4 protein-coding genes are annotated in these 24738 nt (G+C 66.4%); 3 read left to right on the plus strand and 1 reads right to left on the minus strand.

Annotated elements, in window-relative coordinates; genetic code table 11:
* The first annotated feature begins 292 nt into the window (after positions 1–292).
* The 3 genes from E6B08_RS09345 (at position 293) to E6B08_RS09355 (ending at position 21502) form a co-directional block, all read left to right on the plus strand.
* On the plus strand, positions 293–13159 hold the full coding sequence (locus E6B08_RS09345) for a non-ribosomal peptide synthase/polyketide synthase (RefSeq protein WP_136913743.1): 12867 nt from the start codon (positions 293–295) through the stop codon (positions 13157–13159).
* An 85-nt stretch (positions 13160–13244) separates the two neighbouring features.
* A complete protein-coding gene (locus E6B08_RS09350; RefSeq protein ID WP_136913744.1) occupies positions 13245–14639 on the plus strand; it encodes an aspartate aminotransferase family protein in 1395 nt (464 codons plus the stop codon).
* A gap of 422 nt (positions 14640–15061) precedes the next feature.
* Positions 15062–21502, plus strand: coding sequence for a non-ribosomal peptide synthetase (locus tag E6B08_RS09355; RefSeq protein WP_136913745.1), 6441 nt, complete (start codon positions 15062–15064; stop codon positions 21500–21502).
* 794 nt (positions 21503–22296) lie between these two features.
* On the opposite strand, the gene E6B08_RS09360 is transcribed toward E6B08_RS09355, so the two are convergent.
* Complete coding sequence (locus E6B08_RS09360; protein WP_136913746.1) at positions 22297–24732, minus strand: TonB-dependent siderophore receptor; 2436 nt, start codon at positions 24730–24732, stop codon at positions 22297–22299.
* Positions 24733–24738: the final 6 nt, after the last annotated feature.

A 24738-nucleotide genomic window follows, 5' to 3' on the forward strand; every position in this document is an offset into this window, starting at 1 on the left:
GGCGCTCCAGAGCGGATGATTCCGAAGGCGCGCAGAATAGATTTATTGAGAATTATTCGCAATATGTCTTTGCCATTTGCTGATATCAATCTTCCAAGTGCCGGGCTGTAGGCTGCAACCTTGGGCATTTCCTACCCACCAACGACATGACTGTTACTGCATCGCTTCCCATCCGCTGACCGACCACGAAGACTAATTTCCCCCCGCCTCACCCGTCACTGTTCCTATGAAAACGACCGCTTGTACAACACGCGGCCGTTCCCCAAGCATGGATCTGAGGACCGATACAGCGATGGCCACTACCTTCGAGCGCCCGACTTCCCTGGCTCACGCACTGATGCGGCACGCCGCCCGGCAGCCGGAGGCGCCCGCCCTGCGTTTTCTCGATGGGCATAGTGACGACGGGCTACTGCTCAGCTACGGGCAACTGGACGCCCGCGCCCGCGCCATCGCTGCGGCCATCGCGCAGCGCACCGGCCGTGGCGAGCGGGCGCTGCTGTTGCTGCCCAGCGGCCCGGACTACGTGGCCGGGTTCTTCGCCTGCCTGTACACCGGGGTCATCGCGGTGCCGGCCTATCCGCCAGAATCCATGCGCCCGCAGCACCTGGAGCGGCTGGTGTCGATCATCGACGACGCCGAACCGAGCGTGATCCTCACCACCGCCGAACTGTTGCCGACGCTGCGCGATTCCGGCCTGGCCATGCCGGGGCTGCTGGCAGTGGACGAAATCCAGGACGCACCGCCCTTTGCCGGCGAATTGCCGCAACCGCAAGACATCGCCTTCCTGCAATACACCTCCGGTTCCACCTCCACGCCCAAGGGCGTGCAGGTCAGCCACGGCAACCTCGAAGCCAATGCCTGGTTGATTCGCCAGGGCTATGGCATCGACGACGGCGAAGTCATCGTCAGCTGGCTGCCGCTCTACCATGACATGGGCCTGATCGGCGGCCTGTTGCAGGGCATCTACAGCGGCGTGATGGTGGTGCTGATGTCGCCGCAGTACTTCCTCGAACGCCCCCTGCGCTGGCTGGATGCGATCAGCCGCTTCGGCGGCACCATCAGTGGCGGCCCCGACTTCGCCTACCGGCTTTGCCACGAACGCATCGCCCAGAGCAAGCTGGCGGGCCTCGATCTGAGCCGCTGGCGCGTAGCGTTTTCCGGTGCCGAACTGATTCGCCAGGACAGCCTCGACGACTTTGCCGCACGCTTCGTGAGTTGCGGTTTCGAGCCAAAGGCCTTCCTCGCCAGCTATGGCCTGGCCGAGGCCACCTTGTTCGTGTCCGGCAGCCGGCCGGGGCAGGGCATCGATGCCTTGCAGCTGGATGCCGAAGCCCTGGCCGCCAATCGCGCAGTGCCCGGCATAGGCGCGCAGCTGCTGAGCTGCGGCTGGCCGCAGCCCGAGCATGAAGTGCAGATCCTCGATCCGCTGACCCAGAGCGTGCTGGCCGACGGCGAAGTCGGCGAAATCTGCAGCACCGGCCCCAGCGTCGCCCAGGGCTATTGGCGCAACCCCGAGGCCAGCGCCCGTGCCTTCGTGGTGCGCAACGGCCAGACCTGGTTGCGCACCGGTGACCTGGGCTTCATGCACGCAGGCCAGTTGTACGTCAGTGGCCGCCTCAAGGACATGCTGATCATCCGCGGCCAGAACCTCTACCCGCAGGACATCGAGCGCACCGTCGAAACCCGCATCGAAGCCGTGCGCAAGGGCAGGGTGGCGGTGTTCGCCCTGCAGCACGAGGGCGCGGAATCCTTCGGTATCGCCGCCGAAGTCGGGCGGCGGGCGCAGAAGCAACAGCCCCTTGAGCAACTGATCGAGCAGGTACGGGCACAGGTGGCAGACGTTCACCGGGAAACCCCGGCGGTGGTCCTCTTGCTTGAGCCCGGCAGCCTGCCGAAGACCTCCAGCGGCAAGTTGCAACGTTCGGCCTGCGCGGCGCAATGGCGCGACGGCAGCCTGGCATGTGTGGCCCACTGGCAGGCCGGCCAGGCCAGCACCGTCAGCGCTCCCGTTGCGCAGGATTTGCCCGCGCAGGTGCACAACCTGTGGCGTGAAACCCTCAAGCTAGACGCGCTGGAGCCCGGCGCCAGTTTCTTCAGCCAGGGCGGCAACTCGATCCAGGCCATCCAGATGATCGCCGAGCTGCGCGACGAACTGGGCATCGACCTGTCCCTGCGCACCCTGTACGAAGCCCCGACCCTGGAAGCGTTCACAGCCCAGGTGCAGGCTCTGGCCCGCGGCGAGCAACCCGAGCCACCGATCGCTCGGGTACCCGGCCAGCCGGTGCCGCTGAGCGCCGCCCAGAGCCGCCTGTGGTTCCTCTGGCAGTTGCAGCCAAATAGCGCTGCCTACAACGTCCCCGGCGGCCTGCGCCTGCGTGGCGAGTTGGATCGCGCAGCCCTGGAGCGCGCTTTCCAGGCGCTGGTACAGCGCCACGAAGCCCTGCGCAGCTACTTCTTCGAAGAAGATGGCGTGGCGTTGCAACAGATCGCGGACACTGCCGATTTCTCCGTGTACCACGATGACCTGCGCGACGTGGCTCCGGACCAGCGCGGGGCACTCGCCCAAGCCATCGTCTCCCAGGAGGCGTCCACTCCGTTCGACCTGCAAGAGGGCGCGCTGCTGCGCGTACGCCTGGTACAGGTCGACGAGCAGGACCACCTGCTGCTGGTGACCGTGCATCACATCGTCGCCGACGGTTGGTCGTTCGCCATTGTGCTGGACGAGTTCGCACGCCTGTACGCCGACGCCGGGGCGACGTTGCCAGCGCTGCCGATCAACCATGGCGATTACCTGGCCTGGCTGCACGCCCGCGTCACCGACCAGGCGCCATCGCTGGCCTACTGGCAGGCGCAACTGGGTGGCGAGCGCGAGGCCTTGGTGCTGCCCCTGGATCACGCCCGCAGCCTGACTCCCTCGGCCGCACGACGCCTGAGCGTGAACCTGCCAGCCAAGCTTTGCGAGCAAGTGGCGGCCACGGCCAAGGCCCAAGGTGTCAGTACCTTCATGCTGATGCTGGCCGCCTATCAGGTGCTGTTGCACCGCTACACGGGCCAGACCGACATCCGTGTCGGCGTGCCCAGCGCCACCCGCGAACACCGCCACGCCCAAGGCCTGGTGGGCTTTTTCATCAACACCCAGGTGCTGCGCAGCGAGGTCGATGGCCGCGCCGGCTTCGACGCGCTGCTGGCCAGTGTGCGGTCCACGGTGCTGGACGCGCACGCCCATCAGGTACTGGACTACGAACAGGTCAGCGCCGCCCTGGGTGACGCTGCCGGTTTCGAGGTGATGTTCAACCACCTGCAACGCGACAGCAGCGCCCTGCGCCGTCTGCCCGGGTTGTTCGCCGAAGAGCTGCCGTGGCATAGCCGCGAGGCCAAGTTCGACCTGCAGTTGCACAGCGAGCAGGACACCCAGGGCCGCCTGCGGGTGTCCTTCGACTACGCCGAGGCGCTGTTCGAGGCAAGCACCATCCAGCGTCTTTGCGGGCATTTCGTGACCCTGCTGGAGCAGCTGTGCGCCGAACCTCGCCAGCCAGTCGGCGATATCGTCATGCTGGATGAGCGCCAGTTGGCCCAGCAACAGGCCTGGGGCAGCAACCCCGGTGCCGAGGTGGACTGGCTGTTGCCGGCACGCCTGGCCCAGCAAGCGGCCAAGCGCCCAACCCAGACTGCCGTGATGGCTGGCGACCAGGCGCTGACCTACGCCGACCTGGACCGGGCGGCCAACGCCCTGGCCCTGCGCCTTCGTGAGCAGGGCGTTGGCCCGGAAGTGCGCGTCGGCCTGCTGGGCGAGCGTTCCCTGGCCACGATGGTCGCCCTCGTGGCCATCGCCAAGGCCGGCGGTGTGTACGTGCCGCTGGACCCCGACTACCCCGAGCAACGTCTGCGGTTCATGCTCCAGGACAGCGGCATTGTGTTGCTGCTGGGTCAGCAAGCCTTGCTCGATCGCTTCGCCGGGCAAACCGGCTTCGCCACCTTGGCCCTCGATGGCGTGGCCAGTGGCCCGGGCGTCAGCGAGGGGCCAGCGTCGAACCTGCACCCGGACAACCTCGCCTACGTGATCTACACCTCCGGTTCCACCGGCCAGCCCAAGGGCGTGGGTGTCAGCCATGCCGCCCTGGCCGAGCGCCTGGCGTGGATGCAGCGCGAGTACGGCATCGACGAACGTGACGTGCTGCTGCAAAAAGCTTCGCTTAGTTTCGACGTATCGCTCTGGGAGTGCTTCCTGCCGCTGATCGCCGGCAGCCGTCTGGCCCTGGCCGGCGAAGGCGATCATCGCGACCCGCGGCGCCTGGTGGCCTTGGTCCGCGAGCATGGCGTGACGGTGCTGCACTTCGTGCCGCCGTTGCTGCAACTGTTCATCGAAGAGCCCGAGGTGGAGCAATGCAGCAGCCTGCGCCAACTGTTCAGCGGCGGTGAAACGCTGCCGGCCGACGTGTGTCGTCGCGTCCAGCAGCGCCTGCCTGGCGTGGCCCTGCACAACCGTTACGGCCCGACCGAAAGCGCCATCAACATCACCCACTGGCCATGTGCCGACGCCGAAGCCGGTGCGCGCGTGCCCATTGGCCGCCCGCTGAGCAATGCCGTGGTGCAGGTCCGCGACGCTGGCTGGCACGTCGCGCCTGCCGGTGCTCAGGGTGAACTGCTGCTGGGCGGCAATGCCCTGGCCCGTGGCTACCTGGGGCAACCGGGCCTGACCGCGGCGCGCTTCCTGCCCGCCGAAGGTGGCGGGCGCCTGTACCGCAGTGGCGACCTGGCGCGTTGGCGCCACGACGGTGCCCTGGAGTACCTGGGGCGTGTGGATGAGCAGGTCAAGCTGCGCGGCGTGCGCATCGAGATCGAGGAAATCCGCAACCTCCTGCTGGAGCAGCCGGGCGTGCGTCAGGCCGCCGTGGTGCTGGGCGAGGGCGCCGGCGGCGGTCAACTGCTGGGCTACCTGGTGCTCGAAGGCGAGGAGCCGCCAGCGGCGCTGGCCGCGCGCATGCGCGATGCGCTGCTGCAACGCCTGCCCGAAGCGATGGTGCCCGCGCACTTCCTGCGCCTGGCTGCGTTGCCACTGGGGCCCACTGGCAAGCTCGACCGCCGCGCCTTGCCGCAGCCGGATGTCAGCCTGCGCGAGTACCGCGCCCCGCGCGATGCCTGCGAACGTGAACTGGCGGCCATCTGGGCGCAGGTACTGGAGGTGGAGCGCGTCGGCCTGGACGATGATTTCTTCGCCCTGGGCGGCCACTCGCTGTTGGCTACCCGCATCGTCTCCCGCGCCCGTCAGGCCCTGGGCGTGGACCTGCCGCTGCGCAGCCTGTTCGAGTCGCGCCGGCTGGAAGCCTTTGCTGCCTGGGTGGCCCGCGCCAAGGCCGAAGGCCAGGTGGATCAACAGGGCGCCATCGCCCTGGTCGACCGTCGGCAGCGCGTGGCGCTGTCATATTCGCAGCAGCGCATGTGGTTCCTCTGGCAGCTCGACCCACAAAGCCCTGCCTACAACGTTGGCGGCATGGCGCGTTTGCGCGGCGCGCTGCACGTGGACAGCTTCGAGCGTGCCCTGCAAGCCTTGATTCACCGGCATGAAAGCCTGCGCACCACGTTCCCGTCCGAGGACGGCAAGCCCTGGCAGCAGGTTTCCAGTCGCTCCGATGTGGCCATGCAATGGCTGGACATCAGCGCCCAGGCCCCGGCCGAGCGCGAAGCGAGCATCGCCCGACTGGCCGACGAACAGGCCCATGCTCCTTTCGACCTCGAGCGCGGCCCGCTGTTGCGGGTGTGCCTGGTCAAGAGCGGCGAAAGCGAGCACCACCTGCTGCTGACCCTGCACCACATCGTCACCGAAGGCTGGGCCATGGATATCTTCGCCCGCGAACTGGGCGCCCTGTACGAGGCCTTCGTCGACGACCGCGAATCGCCTCTGGCGCCGCTGCCGGTGCAATACCTGGACTACAGCGCCTGGCACCGTGGCTGGCTGGAAGGCGGCGAGATGCAGCGTCAGCTCGATTACTGGCGTGCGCAGCTGGGGGGTGAGCAACCTCTCCTGGCACTGCCCAGCGACCGCCCGCGTCCGGCAGTGCAGAGCCACCATGGCGAACTGTATCGCTTCGACCTCGATGAGCGACTGGCCCAGCAGGTGAGCCGTTTCAACAGCGAGCGCGGTCTCACCCTGTTCATGACCATGACCGCCGCGCTGTCGGTGCTGCTGTACCGCTACAGCGGCCAGGACGACCTGCGCATCGGGGTGCCGCTGGCCAACCGCATCCGCCCGGAAAGCGAAGGGCTGATCGGTGCGTTCCTCAACACCCAGGTGCTGCGCATCCGCCCCCATGGGCAGATGAGCGTCGACGAGCTGCTGGCCCAGGTCCGGCAAGTCGCCGTCGACGGCCAGTCGCACCAGGACATCCCGTTCGATCACCTGGTCGAAGCCTTGCAACCCGAGCGAAGCGCTGCCTGGAACCCGTTGTTCCAGGTGATGTGCAACGTGCAGCGCTGGGAGTTCCAGCAGCAGCGCGAGCTGGCGGGTGGGGTGAAGGTGGACTACCTGGTCAACGACGCCCGTGCGACCAAGTTCGACCTCAACCTGGAGGTCACCGACTTCGACGAACAGCTGCGCTGCTGCCTGACGTACAGTACCGACCTGTTCGATGAGGCGCGTATCGCCATCATGGCCGAGCACTGGCAGCAACTGCTGCGCGCCATGCTCGCCGACCCGCAGCAAGCCTTGAGCGAACTGCCGCTGCTGGCCGAGCACGAACGCCTGGCGCTGCTCGCCGCAGGTCGCGGCGATGCGCCGGTGGTCCAGGCAGAAAGCGTCCATGGGTTGTTCCAGCGCCAGGCGCTGGCGACCCCGAACGGCCTGGCAGTGACCTGTGCCGGTCGCTCCCTGAGCTATGCCCAGCTCAATGCCCAGGCCAACCGCTTGGCCCATCGCCTGATCGAACTGGGCGTCGGCCCAGAGGTTCGCGTGGGCCTGGCCCTACGGCGCTCGGTGGACCTGGTGGTGGGCCTGCTGGCCATCCTCAAGGCGGGTGGCGCCTACGTCCCGTTGGATCCCGAGTACCCCAACGAACGCCTGCGCTACATGATCGAGGACAGCGGCGTTGCCGTGCTGCTGGGTCATGACGAACTGCTGCAACAGGGGGCGCTGCCGGCCGATGTCCAGGCCTGGAGCCTGGAGCAGGATCTCGCCGCGCTGGCGGCTTATCCCGACGCCAACCCGGTCGAGCGCTCTGCGCCTGGGCACCTGGCGTACATGATCTACACCTCCGGCTCCACCGGCTTGCCCAAGGGCGTGGCCGTGGACCAAGGCCCGTTGGCCATGCACTGCCTGGCGGTGGGCAAACTGTTCGGCACCACACCGGCCGATTGCGAACTGCATTTCTATTCCATCAACTTCGACGCCGCCAGCGAGCGCCTGCTGGTGCCGCTGCTGTTCGGCGCCCATGTGGTACTGCGCGAACAGGGCCAGTGGGACGCAGAGGCCATCTGCGCGCTGATCCGCACCCACGGCATCAACGTGCTGGGCTTCACCCCCAGCTATGGCGGCCAACTGGCGCAGTGGTTGAGCAGCCGCGACGAACGCCTGCCGGTACGCCTGTGCATCACCGGTGGCGAGGCGCTGACCCCGGAGCATGTGCACGCCCTGCGTGCAACGTTCGCCCCGCAAACCCTGTTCAACGCCTACGGCCCGACCGAGACCGTGGTCATGCCGACTGCCTGCGCCGTGGCCGACATGCTGGCCGAAGATGTGGTCAACGTACCCATCGGCCGGGTGGTCGGTGCTCGCCAGCTGCACGTGCTGGATGCCGACCTGGCGCAGGTGCCCGCTGGCGCCACCGGTGAGCTGTACGTCGGTGGCCAGGGCCTTGCCCGTGGCTACCATGGCCGCGCCGGGCTGAACGCCGAACGCTTCGTCGCCGACCCCTTCGATACCGCTGGCGGTGGCCGCCTGTACCGTACTGGCGACCTGGTGCGCCAGCGCGGCGATGGTCAGTTGGAATACCTGGGCCGCATCGATCATCAGGTCAAGGTACGGGGTTTCCGCATCGAACTGGGCGAAATCGAAGCGCGCCTGCAGGCTCACGACAAGGTGCGCGAAGCCGTGGTGCTGGCCGTCGACGGGCCGTCGGGCAAGCAACTGGCAGGCTACCTGCTGGCAGCAGCCGATCTGGACCTGGAGCAGGTGCGTGCGCACCTGCACGCCGGCCTGCCCGAGCACATGGTGCCCGCGCACCTGATGGTGCTCGAGCGATTCCCCCTGACCGCCAACGGCAAGCTCGACCGACGTGCCTTGCCCGCCCCGGACTTCAGCGCCAGCCAGCACAGCTATGCCGCGCCGGGCAGCGAGGTCGAGCGCGGCCTGGTGGAGGTCTGGCAGGGCGTGCTGGGCGCCGCCCGAGTGGGTATCGACGACAACTTCTTCGCCTTGGGCGGCGACTCGATCCTGTCCATCCAGGTGGTCAGCCGCGCCCGTCAGGCGGGTATCCACTTCACCGCCAAGGACCTGTTCCAGCACCAGACCGTGCGCACCCTGGCCGCAGTTGCCAGCCAGAGCCAGCAGGTCAGCATCGACCAAGGCCCGGTCACCGGGGCCAGTGCGCTGACGCCGATCCAGCATTGGTTCTTCGACCAGGACCTGGTGACACCGCAGCATTGGAACCAGTCGTTGCTGCTGGGCGCCGAACAGCCTTTGCAGGCCGAGCTGCTGGAGCAGGCCCTGCAAGCGCTGGTCAGCCATCACGATGCCCTGCGCCTGCGTTTCGCCGCCGATGACGACGGCCAGTGGCAGGCCCACTACGCGGCCATCGATGCGGGCCAAGCACTGCTTTGGCAGCGCCAGGCCGACACCGCCGAACAGCGTCTGGCAGTGTTCGAGCAGGCCCAGCGCAGCCTTGACCTGCACCAGGGGCCGCTGCTGCGCGGCGTACTGGTACCGGGCGATCAGCCGCGCCTGTTGCTGGCGATCCACCACCTGGTGGTCGATGGCGTGTCCTGGCGCGTGCTGCTCGAAGACCTGCAAACGGCCTACCGCCAGTTGGAACAGGGCCAGGCCATCGAGCTCCCGGTCAAGACCAGTGCGGTGCGCGATTGGGCCCAACGCCTGGGCGCCTACGCCACCGGCGAGTCTCTGCGCGAGGAACTGGGCTGGTGGCAAGGCCAGTTGCGCAGTGCGCCAATCGACCTGCCGCGGGATTTCACCGGCAATCCCAACCTGGAGCGTGACGCCCGCAGCGTCAGCCTCACCCTGGGCGCCGAGGCCACTCGCCAGTTGCTGCAAGAGGCGCCGCTGGCCTACCGCGCGCGGGTCGAAGACCTGCTGCTCACCGCCCTGGCCCAGACGCTGTGCGCCTGGACCGGTCAACCGTCGGCCTTGGTGCAACTGGAAGGCCACGGCCGTGAAGCGCTGTTCGACGAGTTGGACCTGAGCCGCAGCGTGGGTTGGTTCACCAGCGCCTATCCGCTGCAGCTGACCCCGGCCAGCGCCCTCGGCGACAGCCTCAAGGCCATCAAGGAACAACTGCGTGATGTCCCGCACAAGGGCCTGGGCCACGGCGTACTGCGTTACCTGGCCGACCCTGTGAGCCGTTCTGCCATGGCGGCCTTGCCCGAGGCGCGCATCACCTTCAACTACCTGGGCCAGTTCGACCAGGGCTTCGCCGACGGCGCCTTGTTCCGCCCGCTGTCCGAGGCCGGTGGCGCGCAGCACAGCGGTGACGCCGCCCTTGCCAACTGGCTGAGCGTCGACGGCCAGGTGTACGGCGGCGAGCTGACCCTGCGCTGGACCTACAGCGACCAGCTGTTCCGCCCCGAGACCATCGAGCAACTGGCGCAGACCTACCAGCGCACCCTGCACGCCCTGATCGAGCATTGCCTGCAACCCGAGGCCGGTGGCATCACGCCGTCGGACTTCCCCTTGGCGCGGCTCGACCAGGCCCAGCTCGACGCCTTGCCGCTGGCCTCCAGCGCCATCGAGGACGTGTTCCCGCTGACGCCGATGCAGGAAGGGTTGCTGTTGCACACGCTGCTGGAGCCCGGCACCGGCATCTACTTCATGCAGGACCGCTACAGCATCGACAGTGCGCTGGACGTCGAGCGCTTCGACCGCGCCTGGCGCGCCGTGGTGGCCCGCCATGAAGCCCTGCGCGCCTCGTTCTGCTGGAACACCGGCGAGCAGATGCTGCAGATCATCCACCGCGGTGACGGCGATGGGGTCGAGTTCCTGGATTGGAGCGCGTTGCCTGCCGACCAGCATGAAGCGCGTTTGCAGGCCATGCTGGAGCGTGAGCGCCTGGCTGGCTTCGAGTTGCTCGAGCGCCCACCCCTGCACCTGCGCCTGATTCGCCTGGCGCCGGAGCAGCACTGGTTCATCATGAGCAATCACCACATCCTCATCGACGCCTGGTGCCGGTCGATCATGATGGGCGACTTCCTGGCCATCTACACAGCCTTGGAGCAGGGCAGCGAAGCCCGCCTGGCGACACCGCCGCGCTATCGCGAATTCATCGCCTGGCTGCACCATCAAGGGCTGGAGACCTCGCAACAGTACTGGCGCCAGACCTTGGCCGGTTTTGCCCGTCCAACTTACATCCCCAGCGACCGGCCAATCCTCCACGACAACGGCGGCATGCTGGTGGGCGACCTGCACAGCCGCCTGTTGCCCGAGCAGGGGGCACGGTTGCGCGAGCTGGCACAGGCCCACCAGTTGACCGTCAACACCTTCGCCCAGGCGGCCTGGGCGCTGGTGCTGCGCCGCTACAGCGGCGAGCGCGACGTGCTGTTCGGCGTTACCGTGGCCGGTCGCCCGGCCAGCCTGCCGCAGATGCAGCAATGCGTCGGCTTGTTCATCAACAGCATCCCGCTGCGCGTGGGCATGCCGGCCCCCGGCGAGAAGCTCAGCGTGCGCCAGTGGCTGCAGCAGCTGTTCGAGCGCAACCTGGCGCTGCGCGAGCATGAGCACCTGCCGCTGGTGAGCATCCAGGAGTGCAGTGAGCTGCCCAAGGGCCAGGCGCTGTTCGACAGCTTGTTCGTGTTCGAGAATGCCCCGGTGGACGCCACCGTGCTCGAAGGCGCCGAAGGCCTGAACGCCAAGTCCGGCTCTGGCCGAACCCACACCAACTATCCGCTGACCGTGGTCTGCTACCCCGGTGACGACCTGGGCCTGCACCTGTCCTACGATCGTCGATTCTTCGAGGTGGCGACCATCGAGCGCCTGCTGGCTGATTTCCAGCGCCTGCTGCTGGCCTTGGCCGATGGCTTCGAGGGCGACCTGGATGCCTTGCCGCTGTTGGCCGAGGACGAGCGCCGGTCGGTCCTTCTGGACTGCAACCAGAGCGCCCGCGAGTACCCGCTGCAACAGGGCTACGTGCCGCTGTTCGAAGCCCGTGTGGCCGCTCACCCCGAGCGCATCGCCGCCGCCTGCCTGGATGAGCAGTGGCGCTACGCCGAGCTGGACCGCTACGCCAATCGCCTGGGCCACGCCCTGCTGGCGGCCGGCTTGCAGCCCGACTCGCCGGTTGCGCTGTTGGCCGAGCGCGGCCTGCCGCTGCTGGGCATGATCGTCGGCACCCTGAAAGCCGGTGCGGGCTACCTGCCGCTGGACCCTGCGCACCCGCACCAACGCCTGGCGGGCATCGTCCAGCGCAGCTGCGCACCGGTGCTGGTGTGCAGCGCCGAGTGCGAGGCGCAGGCCCGCTTGCTGCTCGATGAGCTTGGAGACGCGGCTGTGCGTCCGCGGCTGTTGGTCTGGGACCAGGTGCAAGCCGGGGAGGGTAGCGATACCGCGCCGGGTATCGGCGTCAGCGGCCAGCACCTGGCCTATGTGATCTACACCTCCGGCTCTACCGGTGTGCCCAAGGGCGTGGCCGTGCATCAGGCCGGCATGCTCAACAACCAGCTGAGCAAGGTGCCTTACCTGGCGCTGGACGAGCACGACGTGATCGCCCAGACCGCTTCCCAGAGCTTCGACATCTCCGTGTGGCAGTTCCTCACCGCTGCCCTGTGCGGGGCACGGGTGCAGATCGTGCCGGACGCCATCGCCCACGACCCGGCGGCGTTGCTCGGGCATGTCCGCGACACCGGCATCACCGTGCTGGAAAGCGTGCCGTCGTTGATCCAGGGCCTGCTGGCCGAACCAGCCGGCGCACTGGACGGCCTGCGCTGGATGTTGCCCACCGGCGAAGCCATGCCCCCGGCCCTGGCGCGCCAGTGGCTGCAGACCTACCCGGCGGTGCCGCTGGTGAACGCCTACGGGCCGGCCGAGTGCAGCGACGACGTGGCGCTGTTCAAGGTCGACGAAGCCTCCGCCGCCGGCAGCTACCTGCCGATCGGCACCCCGACCGACAACAACCTGCTGTACCTGCTGGGCGATGACCTGTCGCCCGTGCCGCTGCTGGCCGACGCCGAACTGTTCATCGCCGGCACCGGTGTTGGCCGAGGCTACCTGGCGGATCCTGCGCGCACTGCTGCAAGCTTCCTGCCCAACCCCTTCGGCGCCCCAGGCGAGCGCCTGTACCGCACTGGCGACCTGGCGCGGCGGCGGGTCGACGGGGTGCTGGAGTATGTCGGCCGGGTCGACCACCAGGTGAAGATCCGTGGCTATCGCATCGAACTGGGCGAAATCGAAGCGCGCCTGCGCGAGCTGCCCCAGGTCCGCGACGCTGCCGTGGCCGCCCAGCAGGCTGCGACCGGGCACTACCTGGTGGGCTACGTGGTGGGCTGCGAGGACTGGCAGGCCATCAAGCAACACCTGGCCCAGACCCTGCCCGAGTACATGGTGCCGCGCCATTGGCAGGCCATGCAGCAGTTGCCGCTCAACGCCAACGGCAAGCTCGACCGCAAGGCCTTGCCGGCCCTGGCGTTCGGCACGGCGCTGCATTACCAGGCACCGTCCAGCGACCTGGAGCGCACCCTGGCCGAGATCTGGGCCCAGGTGCTGGGCACCGAGCGGGTGGGCGTCACCGACAACTTCTTCGACCTCGGCGGGCACTCGCTGCTTGCCACCCAGATCGCCTCGCGGGTGCAGCAGGCGCTGCAGCGCACGGTGCCGCTGCGGGCGATGTTCGAGTGCAGCACGGTGCAGGAGCTGGCAGCGCACATCGAGGCATTGGACGGCAGCGCACTGGACGAGCAGAAGGTCAGCCGTATCGATGACCTGATGGCGCGTCTGGAGGCGCTGTGAGGCTGACTGACTGTTTCAACGAACCGGGCGCCGGAGCGCCCGGGCACTCCCTCGGCTTTTTATCTTTTCTCTCAGGAGCACAGCAATGAGCACAGTGTTGGCCGAAAAACCTGGCATCGATGACGTCGTGGAAAAGGACTACCAGTTCGAGGACAACCCGATCCTGGCGCGTCAGAAACTGCAAGAGTCCAATGCCCGTAGCTATCCGCGTCGTATTCCGCTGGCGCTCAAGCGCGGCCGTGGCATCCACGTCGAAGACGTCGAGGGTCGCACCTTCATCGACTGCCTGGCCGGTGCTGGCACCTTGGCCTTGGGCCACAACCACCCTGTGGTGATCGACGCGATCCGTCAGGTGCTGGACGACGAGTTGCCGCTGCACACGCTGGACCTGAGCACCCCGGTCAAGGACCGTTTCGTCCAGGACCTGTTCGCGGTGCTGCCTCCGGCCTTCGTCAAGGATGCGAAGATCCAGTTCACCGGCCCTACCGGCACCGATGCCGTGGAAGCGGCCCTGAAGCTGGTGCGCATCGCCACCGGCCGCAGTACCGTCATCGCCTTCCAGGGCGGCTACCACGGCATGAGCCAGGGCGCCTTGAGCCTGATGGGCAACCTCAAGGCCAAGACGCCCCTCGGTGCGCTGCTCAGCCAGGGCGTGCAGTTCATGCCGTTCCCCTACGACTACCGCTGCCCGTTCGGCCTGGGTGGCCAGCAGGGCGTGGAGGTGAACCTGCGTTACCTGGACAACCTGCTCAACGATCCGGAGAGCGGTGTGCAGCCTCCTGCAGCGGTGATCGTCGAGGTGGTGCAGGGCGAGGGCGGTGTGGTCCCGGCGGCGGATGCGTGGCTGCGTGGCGTGCGTGAAATCACCGCACGCGCTGGCGTGGCCATGATCGTCGACGAAATCCAGACCGGCTTTGGGCGTACCGGCAAGCTGTTCGCCTTCGAGCATGCCCATATCGTTCCTGATGTGGTGGTGCTGTCCAAGGCCATCGGCGGCAGCCTGCCGCTGTCGGTGATGGTCTACCGCGACTGGCTCGACACCTGGCAACCCGGCGCCCACGCCGGCACTTTCCGCGGTAACCAGATGGCCATGGCCGCAGGCTCCGCGGTGATCCGCCATATCGAATCGCAGCGACTGGTCGATCACGCTGCCGACATGGGCCGGCGCCTGTACGAGCATCTGTCGGGCCTGCAACGCCACAACCCGCAACTGGGCGATGTGCGTGGGCGCGGGCTGATGTTGGGCGTCGAGGTCGTCGACCCCAACGGCACGCCTGACGCGCTGGGCCATCCTCCAGCGGACCCGGCGCTGGCCAGCCGCATTCAGCGTGAATGCCTCAAGCGTGGGATGATCATCGAGTTGGGCGGGCGTCATGGCAGCGTGGTGAGGTTCTTGCCGCCGTTGATCATCACGGCGCAACAGATCGACGAGGTGGCGGGGATTTTTGAACGGGCGGTAGCGGCTTCGGTTGTTGGGTGATTTTGGGTGGGGGTGCGCTGGAGTTGTGCAGTGCCGCTGAAATCGAGCGCCGCCCGCGCGGCGCTTCGCGGGACAAGCCCGCTCCCACATTTGTTGCAACGTGCCACGGTCTGTCAGGCCATGGTTGTTCGCCTTTGGGGCATTACGGTCAATCGGGGTGCGCCCGGGCGCCAACACAGATATCGCGCCGGCCCCCCAGGCTGACAATCATGGCCTTTCAGACATGATTGGCCCGAAACAAATGTGGGAGCGGGCTTGTCCCGCGAAGCGCCGCGCGGGCGGCGCTCGATTTGTGCGCCGCTACAACTCTCAAGCGCACACCCCGGCAGCCCCGCACCCCACCCATAAATCAACCCGCCTGACATTCGTCTTTGAGGTAACGACCGGGCCCGCCCCGCTTCCGATCCTCGAGGACGCATCGCATGAATGCCGAACAATCGTTGAAACTCGCTCGCCGCTTTATCGAACTGCCGCTGGAAAAACGCCGTTTGTTCCTGGCTGGCCTGCAACAAGAGGGTATCGACTTTTCCCTGTTTCCGATCCCTGCCAACGTGACCGGCAGTGATCGCGACGGGCTGTCCTACGCCCAGCGGCGCATGGCGTTTCTCTGGCAACTGGCACCCCAGGGCGCGGCCTACAACCTGCCGATGGCAGTGCGCCTCAACGGCCCGTTGAACCTGCAGGTCCTGCAAAGCGCCTTCGACCAGATGGTGGCCCGTCATGAAAGCCTGCGCACGCATTTGCAGGCAGAAGGCGATCAACTGCGCCAGGTCGTGCTCCCGCCATCGGCGGCCATGATCGTTCGGCGTGACCTTGGCGCTCTGCCTCAAGCCGAGCGCGAAGCACAGGTCAGCGCTGTGGCCGAGGCCGAGGCGCAAGCACCTTTCGACCTGTTGCAGGGGCCGCTGTGGCGCGTGCAACTGCTGCACCTGGACGTCGAAGAACACGTGTTGCTGCTCACCCTGCACCACATCATCGCGGACGGCTGGTCGCTCAACGTGCTGATCCAAGAGTTCGTCCAGCTTTACGATGCCGCCTGCAACCAGGCCGACGCGGCCTTGCCGGCTTTGCCGATCCAGTACCGCGACTACGCGCTGTGGCAGCGCAGCTGGCTGGAGGCGGGCGAACAGGCGCGACAACTGGCTTACTGGCAAGCCAAGCTGGGTGACGATCACAGCCCGCTGGAGCTGCCACTGGACTACCCCCGCCCAGCAGTACCGAGCCACCGCGGAGCGCGCCTTGAACTGCAAGTGCCGCCAGCGCTGGTGGAGCGGATCGCAGACCTGGCCAAAGCCCAGGGCGCGACGCTGTTCATGGTGCTGTTGGCTTCCTTCAAGCTGCTGCTGCAGCGCTACAGCGGCCAGCGAGCCGTACGCGTGGGCGTCCCGGTGGCCAACCGTCATCGGGCGGAAGTGGAAGGCCTGATCGGCTGTTTCATCAATACCCAGGTGCTGCATACCGAGATCGATCCGTTGATCGACGTGGCCGAGTTGCTGCGCCGGGTCAAGGACACCGCGCTCGGTGCCCAGGCGCACCAGGACCTGCCTTTCGAGCGCCTGGTCGAAGCGCTGGATTTCGACCGCAGCAGTGGCCATAGTCCGTTGTTCCAGGTGTTGTTCAACCACCAGGCGGCCATCGCCGATGCCGGGCAGATTCGCCTGGGCAGCGGCCTGAGCCTGGAGAAGGTCGCGCTGCAAAAGCACAGTGCGCGCTTCGACCTGGCCTTGGATACCTACGAGAGCGGCGGGCGCCTGCACGCGGTGTTCACCTATGCCCAGGAGCTGTTCGCCCCGCAGAGCGTGGCTGCGATGAGCCAGCACTGGCTGGTCTTGCTCGAAGCTCTGGCAGCAGATCCCGGCGTCAGGGTCGGCGAGCTGGCGCTGGCAGCCGATGCACCGGCTACGCAGTTGCCAGAGGTGGCCGATGTCGATGAAACCCTGTGCATCCACACCCTGATCGACACCGCCGCCAGCGCTCATCCCCAGCGTGTCGCGGCGGTCAGCGGTGACGAATCGATCACCTACGCAGCGCTGCAGGCCCGCTCCGATGCCCTGGCCCGGCGGTTGCTGGATATCGGCGTGGCAGTGGACGAGCGGGTAGGGCTGGTGGCCGATCGCTCGATCGACATGCTGGTCGGCATGCTGGCCGTGCTCAAAGCCGGTGCTGCCTACCTGCCACTGGAACCGGATCAACCATCGAGCCGCCTGGCGTTCATGCTCGCAGACAGTGGCGTGAAACGCCTGCTGGGGCGCATCGACCCGTCCAGCGTGCCCCTCGACGTGGCCTGTATCGCCCTGGACGGCGAGCAGCAGACGCAGCCGTTGCGCCAGGTGCCGGTACATGGCGGCAACCTCGCCTACGTCATCTATACCTCGGGCACCACCGGCACGCCCAAGGGCGTAGCCGTCAGCCACGGCGCTCTGGTGAACTATGTGGCAGGCGTGACGCAGCGGCTGCCCATGGCGCAGCTGGAACGGCTGGCCATGGTCAGCACGCCGGCTGCGGACCTTGGGCATACCCTGCTGTTCGGCGCCCTGTGCAACGGCAAGACCTTGCACCTGTTGGCCAAGGACCAGGTGCTGGACGCCGATGTCTTCGCCGGCTACATGGCGCAGCATGAAATCGACGCGCTGAAGATCGTGCCGTCGCACCTGCAAGCCATGCTGGCCGCCGGTGCCGCAGCCTTGCCGGCGCGTTGCCTGGTTCTGGGCGGCGAGGCCTGCGCCTGTGCGTTGCTGGAGCGAATCGCCGCGCTGGCGCCTGGGTTGGCGGTGATCAACCACTACGGCCCCACGGAAACCACCGTAGGCGTGCTGACCCATGCGATGGGCCGTCAGCCGCTGCTGGGCCGTCCGCTGCAGAACAGCCGCGCCTACGTCCTTGACGCTTGCCTGCAGCCGGTACCGGGCGCCGCGCGGGGTGAACTGCATATCGCCGGCATGGGCCTGGCGCGTGGCTACCTCGGCAAACCGGGCTTGACCGCCGAGCGTTTCGTCCCCGATCCGCTGGGCGCTCCCGGCACCCGCATGTATCGCAGTGGCGACTGGGTGCGGCAAACCGCCGAAGGAAACCTGCAATTCGCCGGGCGTATCGATGGCCAGGTCAAGATCCGTGGCTACCGCGTCGAGCTGGCGGAAATCGACAACTGCCTGCGCCAGCAACCTGGGATCGACAACGTCGTGGTGCGCCTGGTGGGCAAGGAGGGCGATGCCCAGTTGGCCGCCTACCTGGTGCCCCAGGCCTGGCCCGCTGACGAGGATGCACGCCGCACCTTCGTCGACGGTGTGCGCGCCCGCCTGCGTCAGGCCTTGCCGGAGCATCTGGTGCCGCAGTACCTGGCGTTGCTTGAACGCTTGCCAGTGACCGCCAATGGCAAGGTCGATACCCGGGCGTTGCCGGAGCCCGTGGCCACGGTGGCCGAGTACCGGGCCCCGTGCACGCCCATGCAGATCCAGGTCGCCGCGATCTGGGCCAATGTGTTGCAGGTCGGGCAGGTGGGGCTGGACGATAACTTCTTCGCCCTCGGCGGCCACTCGCTGCTGGCGACCCAGGTGGTATCGCGGATTCGCCAGCAACTCAACGTGGATGTGGCATTGCGGGCCTTGTTCGATACCACCGACCTGCAAGGCTTCGCCGAGGTGGTCGAGAGCCTTGGGCAAGCACTGGATAGCGACATAGCGCGGGTGGACCGCGAGCAGCCGTTGCCGGTTTCCCATGCCCAATACCGGCAATGGATGTTCTGGAAGCTCAACCCCGATAGCACTGCGTACAACACGCCGTTGGCGGTGCGCCTGCAGGGCGGGCTGGACCGCGCGGCGCTGCAGGCAGCGTTCGACCAACTGGTGGCACGCCATGAAACGCTGCGTACCGTGTTCGAGGAGCGCCAAGGCGTGCCGTACCAGTGCGTGCAGCCGGCTCGACCGGTCGCCATCGCCGAACATGATCTGAGCGACCAGCCTGTCGAGGCGCTGACCCAGCACCTGCAGGCATCAGCGGCCGAGCCCTTCGACCTGGGCAACGGACCGCTGATTCGTGTCCAGTTGCTGCGCGTCGGTACCGATGAGCATGTGCTGTCGATCGTGCTTCACCACATCGTTTCCGACGGTTGGTCCATGGGCGTGATGGTGAGCGAGCTGGTGACGACCTACAACGCGTTCGCCGCCGGGCAGCCGTTGCAGCGTACGCCCCTGGCCGTACAGTACGCCGACTACGCCAGCTGGCAGCGCGAGCGCTTGGCCAGCGGCCAGTTGCAGGCGCAGCTGGCCTATTGGCGAGAGGCCCTGGAAGACGATTTCTCGGTGTTGGAGCTACCCGCCGATCGCTTGCGTGCGCAGGTGCAGAGCTACCGCGGCGGGCGCATCGATATCCACCTGCCTGCCGAGCTGACGTCGCGTCTGCGAAGCCTGGCGGTGCAGGGCAACGCCTCGCTGTTCCACGTTTTCCTTGCCTCGTTCGCCCTGTTGCTGTCGCGCTACAGCGGGCGCGAGACCTTGAACATCGGCGTGCCGGCCACCAACCGCAACCGCCTGGAGCTGGAGGGGCTGATCGGTTTCTTCGTCAATACCCTGGTCGCTCGCGTGGCCGTTGACCCGCTGCAGTCGTTCCCGCAACTGCTGGCCAGCGTCAAGGAAACCGCCTTGCAGGCCCAGGCGCACAAGGACATTCCGTTCGATGTACTGGTGGAGGAATTGAAGCCCGAACGTGGCCTGGGCTACAACCCGCTGTTCCAGGTAATGTACAACCACCTTGATGCTGTGGGCGAGCGGGTCTCGTCCGATAGCATGCAGGGCATCAGCGCCAGCGAAATAGACCTGGCCGAACACACCTCGCAGTTCGACCTCAGCCTCAATACCCTGGAGCGCAGCGATGGGGTGATGGCCGTGATCAACTACGCCTCGGACCTGTTCGATGCGCCTCGCATCCAGCGCATGGGCGAGCATTGGCTGAACCTGCTGCAGGCCATCGCCAGTCACGCCGACGAGCCGCTCGCCGAATTGCCGATGATCGGCGGTGTCGAGCGCCAGCGGATGCTGGTCGAGTGGAACCGCAATGCACAGCCGTACCCCGCCGAGCAGTGCGTCCACCAGTTGATCGAAGACCAGGCGGCCCGCACCCCCGATGCCGTCGCCCTGGTGCATGGCCTGCAGGAAATGACCTATGCGCAGCTCAACCGCCGCGCCAACCAACTGGCTCGCTATCTGCGCGAGCAGGGCGTGGGCCCGGAAGTGCTGGTGGGCGTGGCCCTGGAGCGGGGGCTGGACCTGGTGGTCGGCTTGCTGGCGATCTTCAAGACCGGTGGTGCCTACGTGCCGCTGGATCCGGCCTACCCACAGGAGCGCTTGGCGTACATGCTGCAAGACAGCCAGGCACGGGTGCTGCTGTCCCAGGGCTCGTTGCTGGAACGCTTGCCGGAGGCCACTTCGGCCAAGGTGGTGCTGCTCGATTCGCTGGTGTTGCACCACTACGCCGAGGAAAACCTCGAGACCTTCGGCTCGCCGCGCAATCTTGCGTTGACCATCTACACCTCCGGCTCCACCGGCCGACCCAAGGGCGTGCTGCTCGAGCAGCGCAACATCACGGCGCTGATCGGTTGGGCGCTCGCCCAGTACAGCCAGGACGATCTCAAGGGCGTGCTGGCGGCGACCTCGGTGTGCTTCGACCTGTCGCTGTGGGAGCTGTTCGTGACCCTGTCGGCGGGCGGCTACGCGGTGATCGCGGCAAATGCCCTGGCGCTGTCGTCGCTGGCGGCGCGCGATCGGGTGCGCCTGATCAACACCGTGCCGTCGGCGATCAAGGCCTTGTACGACGCCGGGCACATACCTGCCAGCGTGCGCATCATCAACACGGCGGGCGAGACATTGAAGCAGGCGCTGGTGGACCAGCTCTACGGACTGGGCCACGTGCAGCATGTGTACGACCTGTATGGGCCGTCGGAAGATACCACCTACTCCACTTGCACCCGCCGCGAGGCGAACGGCCCGGCCAACATTGGCAGACCGCTGCCCAACAGCGCCGGCTACGTGCTCGACGGCACCGGCAACCCGCGACCGATCGGTGCGGCAGGGGAGATGTGCCTGGCCGGTGCTGGCCTGGCGCGGGGCTATCTGGGCCGCCCGGCGCTGACTGCCGAGAAGTTCTTGCCCGACCCGTTCGACACCAGCGCGCAGGGCGGTGGCCGCCTGTACCGCAGCGGTGACCTGACCCGCTACCGCGACGACGGGGTGATCGAGTTCGTCGGGCGTATCGACCACCAGGTGAAGATCCGCGGTTTTCGCGTCGAGCTGGGTGAGATCGAGCAGACGCTGCTCGCCCATGCCTCGGTGCGCGAGGCGGTGGTGATCGACGTCGAGGGCCCGGGTGGCCGGCAGTTGGTGGCCTATCTGGTAGCGCAAGGGGAGATCCCGGACTTGCGCGCGCATCTGCGCACCACACTGCCGGACTATATGGTCCCGGCACACCTGGTGCGGCTCGATGCGCTGCCACTGACGCCCAACGGCAAGCTCGACCGCAAAGCGCTGCCGGCGCCGGATGTCAGCGTCCAGCAGTTGGCCTACGTGGCACCGCAAAGCGAGTTGCAGCGGCAGGTCGCGGCGATCTGGGCCGAGGCGCTGGAGATCGACCAGGTGGGGCTTGGCGATAATTTCTTCGAGTTGGGTGGGCATTCGTTGCTGGCCACGCAGGTCACGGCGCGGTTGCAGGTGCAGTTGCAGTTCGAGCTGCCGCTGCTGGCGCTGTTCCAGGCCCGGGATCTTGAGCACTATGTGCAGAGCATCGCCCGCGATGACACTGGCAGCAGTGATGACCTCGACGATCTGGAGCGTCTGCTCGGGGAGCTGGAGGCGCCTGAAGAGCAGATGTCGTAGGGCTGGCTTGGGCTGGCGGGGGTGCCTGGGCTGGCCTATTCGCGGGTGAACCCGCTCCTACAGGGTCACCGTCATGTTCGGGTTCGGCGGGTTGCCTGGGCTGGCCTATTCGCGGGTGAACCCGCTCCTACAGGGTCACCGTCATGCTCGGGTTCGGCGGGTTGCCTGGGCTGGCCTATTCGCGGGTGAACCCGCTCCTACAGGGTCACCGTCATGCTCGGGTTCGGCGGGTTGCCTGGGCTGGCCTATTCGCGGGTAAATCTGTTCCTACAGGGTCACCGCCATGCTCGGGGTCGGCGGGTTGCCTGGGCTGGCCTATTCGCGGGTGAACCCGCTCCTACAGGGTCACCGTCATGCTCGGGTTCGGCGGGTTGCCTGGGCTGGCCTATTCGCGGGTGAACTCGCTCCAGGGTCACCGCCATGCTCAGGTTCGGCGGGGTACCCTGTGCTGGCCTATTCGCGGGTAAACCCGCTCCTGCAGGGTCACCGCCATGCTCGGGTTCGGCGGGGTACCCTGTGCTGGCCTATTCGCGGGTGAACCTGTTCCTACAAGGTCACCGCCATGCTCAGGTTCGGCGGGGTACCTGTAGGAGCGGGCTTGCCCGCGAACACCGGCGAAGCCGGTGCCATTCACCGCAGCGTCTGCTTCGCGGGCAAGCCCGCTCCCACAGGATCTTCATAGCTGTCAGGGCCTGCGCCGTACCTGTGGGTTTTACGGGAAACCCAGCACGAATCCATTCAAAAAAAACGCCCCGGCTGCTCAGCAGCCGGGGCGTTTTCCATATCGCAATCAATCAGAACGTGTACTTGACCGACAACATCAGGTTGCGTGGGTCACCGTAGACGTTGCTCGGCACGGTGACGTTGTTGCTGAGCGAGTTGTAGTACTTCTTGTCGAACGCATTGTTCAGGTTCAGGCGTGCGTCGATGTGCTCGGTCGGCTTGAAGCCCACCATGAAGTCGACCAGGGTGTAGCCATCCTGCTCGATCATGTATGTCGTGCCTTTGTTGTAGATGCGGTTCTGGTGGTACAGCGAGGTGCCTACGCGCCACTGGTTGAATTGGCCAGGCAGGGTGTAGGTGGTGCTCATCTTGAACAGGTGGCGGGGAATGTCGGTGTCGAACAGACGGCCTTCGTTCGCTTCGTTGGTATCCTTCACATACTTGGCCTCGGCGAAGGTGTAGCCGGCGGCCAGTTGCCAGTTCGGGGTCAGCTGACCCTGCACTTCCAGTTCGATACCCTTGCTGCGTACCTTGCCCGATGCCTCGTAACACGTAGTGGCGAACGAGGTATTACAACTGAAGGATTTGGCGCGATTCTCCTGGTCGATCTGGAAGATGGCGGCAGATGCGTTCAGCGCGCCATCGAAGTACTCACCCTTGATACCCAGCTCATAGTTCTTGCCGGTGATAGGGGCAATGATACTGCCGGACTCATCCAGGTAGTTCTGCGGTTTGAAGATATCGGTATAGCTGACGTAGACACTGTGGTTGTCATTCAGGTCGTAGATCAGGCCGGCGTATTTGGTGACATGGCGGGTTTCCTTCAACTCGCTCTCGGTGTCCTTGTAAGGCTGGGTAGTGTTGTTCTCATACCAGTCCAGACGGCTGCCGAGAATCAGCTTCAACGGGTCGGCCAGGCTCAGTCGGGTGGTGGCGTAGACACTGTTGAGCTTGGCGTTGGTGTTCTGCCAACCATACTTATCCTGGCTCTCGGGTTTTGGCGTGGCACCCGAATCCCAGTTCGCAGGGTCGATATCGCTGTTCAGAAGAATGTTGTAGGGCACGTCGCCGTTGAACACCACGCGTCGGTGGCTGGCACCGACCACCAGTTCATGGTCGCGGTCCATCAGGCGAAACGGACCACTGGCATAGGCGTCGAAGCTGTTCTGGGTTTCCCGGTAGTGACCGGCACCGACGTACTGGTTATAGACCTGCGTGGCTGCGGGAAAGACGATGTAGGTGCCGAGCATGTCCAGGTCGGCCCAGGTCTTGGTGGCCGAGAGGTTGAGTTTCCAGCCGTTGTCCAGGATGTGCTCCAGCGCGGCATAGGCCGAGGTGCTGACCTTGTCCCAGTACTCCCAGTCGTTGCTCAGCGAGGTCGAACGCGACAGGTGCAGGTCCTTGCCGCCGACGCCTACCGGGATGCCGGTCCAGCCGTTGCCGTTGTTGTTGTCCTGCTGGCGCGAAGCGCTCAGGGTCAAGGTGGTGCTGTCGTTGAGGTCGGCTTCCATGATGCCGTAGAAAAGGTTGCGCTCGTTTTCCAGCGTATCGCGGAAGCTGTTGCCGGTCTGATACGCCGTCACCATCCGGCCGCGAACGGACCCTGTGTCGTTCAGCGGACCGGACACATCGACCTCGGTGCGATAGCGGTCCCAGGTACCCGCGCTGCCTTCGATGCTGGCCTGGAATTCGCGGGTCGGCCGCTTGCGGATCAGGTTGATCGCCGCAGAAGGGTTGCCAGCACCTTGCATCAGGCCAGTGGCGCCGCGCACCACTTCGACCCGGTCGTACATGGCCATGTCGGCCGACAGCAGGTCCTGGGAAACCTGGGAGCTGTCCAGGCTGGTGGGCAGGCCGTCGTACATGATGTTGTCGAGCGAGAAGCCACGGGCGTAGTACGAGGAACGCTCGGGACCGGTGCGGCGAAGGGTCAGGCCGGGCGTGTTCTGCACCACATCATTGAGGTTGGCCAGGTTCTGGTCCTCGATGCGTTGGCGAGTGATGACCGTCACCGATTGCGGCGTCTCGCGCAGGGACAGCGGCAGCTTGGTGGCCGTCTGCGCGGAACCGGTGGTGTAGGAGCCGGTACCTTCGGTGGTTGCCCCAAGCTTGTTCGCGTCCACGTTGGTCGCGCCCAGTTCCACGGCTGCATTGCTTCTCGCCGTCAGGGTCAGCGTGTTGTCGGTGAACGAGTACGACACTGGGCTGCCCCGCAGCAGCTCGCCGATGGCCCTTTCGATCGTGAACTGGCCGTTGATGCCCTGGGTCCTGAGGCCGGCGACATCGTCCGGGCTGTACAGCACCTGGATATTGGTCTGCTTGGCAAAGCTCTGCAGGGCAGAATTCAGCGATTGCGCGGGGATGCGGAACGCCATTTCCTGAGCCTGCGCGGCGAAGCACGGGTAGCTCATGGCCAGGCCGATGGACATCGCGGCGGCTGGCTTTTTCAGCGACCACTTGAGCACCAGGGTGGGCGTCAGTGAAGACAAGCGTTGGGGGGTTGGCATGTTGGC

Origin of the sequence: Pseudomonas putida (genome assembly GCF_005080685.1) — a bacterium.
In the GTDB taxonomy this organism is placed as follows: Bacteria; Pseudomonadota; Gammaproteobacteria; order Pseudomonadales; family Pseudomonadaceae; genus Aquipseudomonas; species Aquipseudomonas putida_V.

What these genes read in the sequence shown, in the direction of transcription:
- E6B08_RS09345 (WP_136913743.1), top strand. Translation starts at nt 293, where the DNA reads ATGGCCACTACCTTCGAGCGCCCGACTTCCCTGGCTCACGCACTGATG.
- E6B08_RS09355 (WP_136913745.1), top strand. Translation starts at nt 15,062, where the DNA reads ATGAATGCCGAACAATCGTTGAAACTCGCTCGCCGCTTTATCGAACTG.
- E6B08_RS09350 (WP_136913744.1), top strand. Translation starts at nt 13,245, where the DNA reads ATGAGCACAGTGTTGGCCGAAAAACCTGGCATCGATGACGTCGTGGAA.
- E6B08_RS09360 (WP_136913746.1), bottom strand. Translation starts at nt 24,732, where the DNA reads ATGCCAACCCCCCAACGCTTGTCTTCACTGACGCCCACCCTGGTGCTC.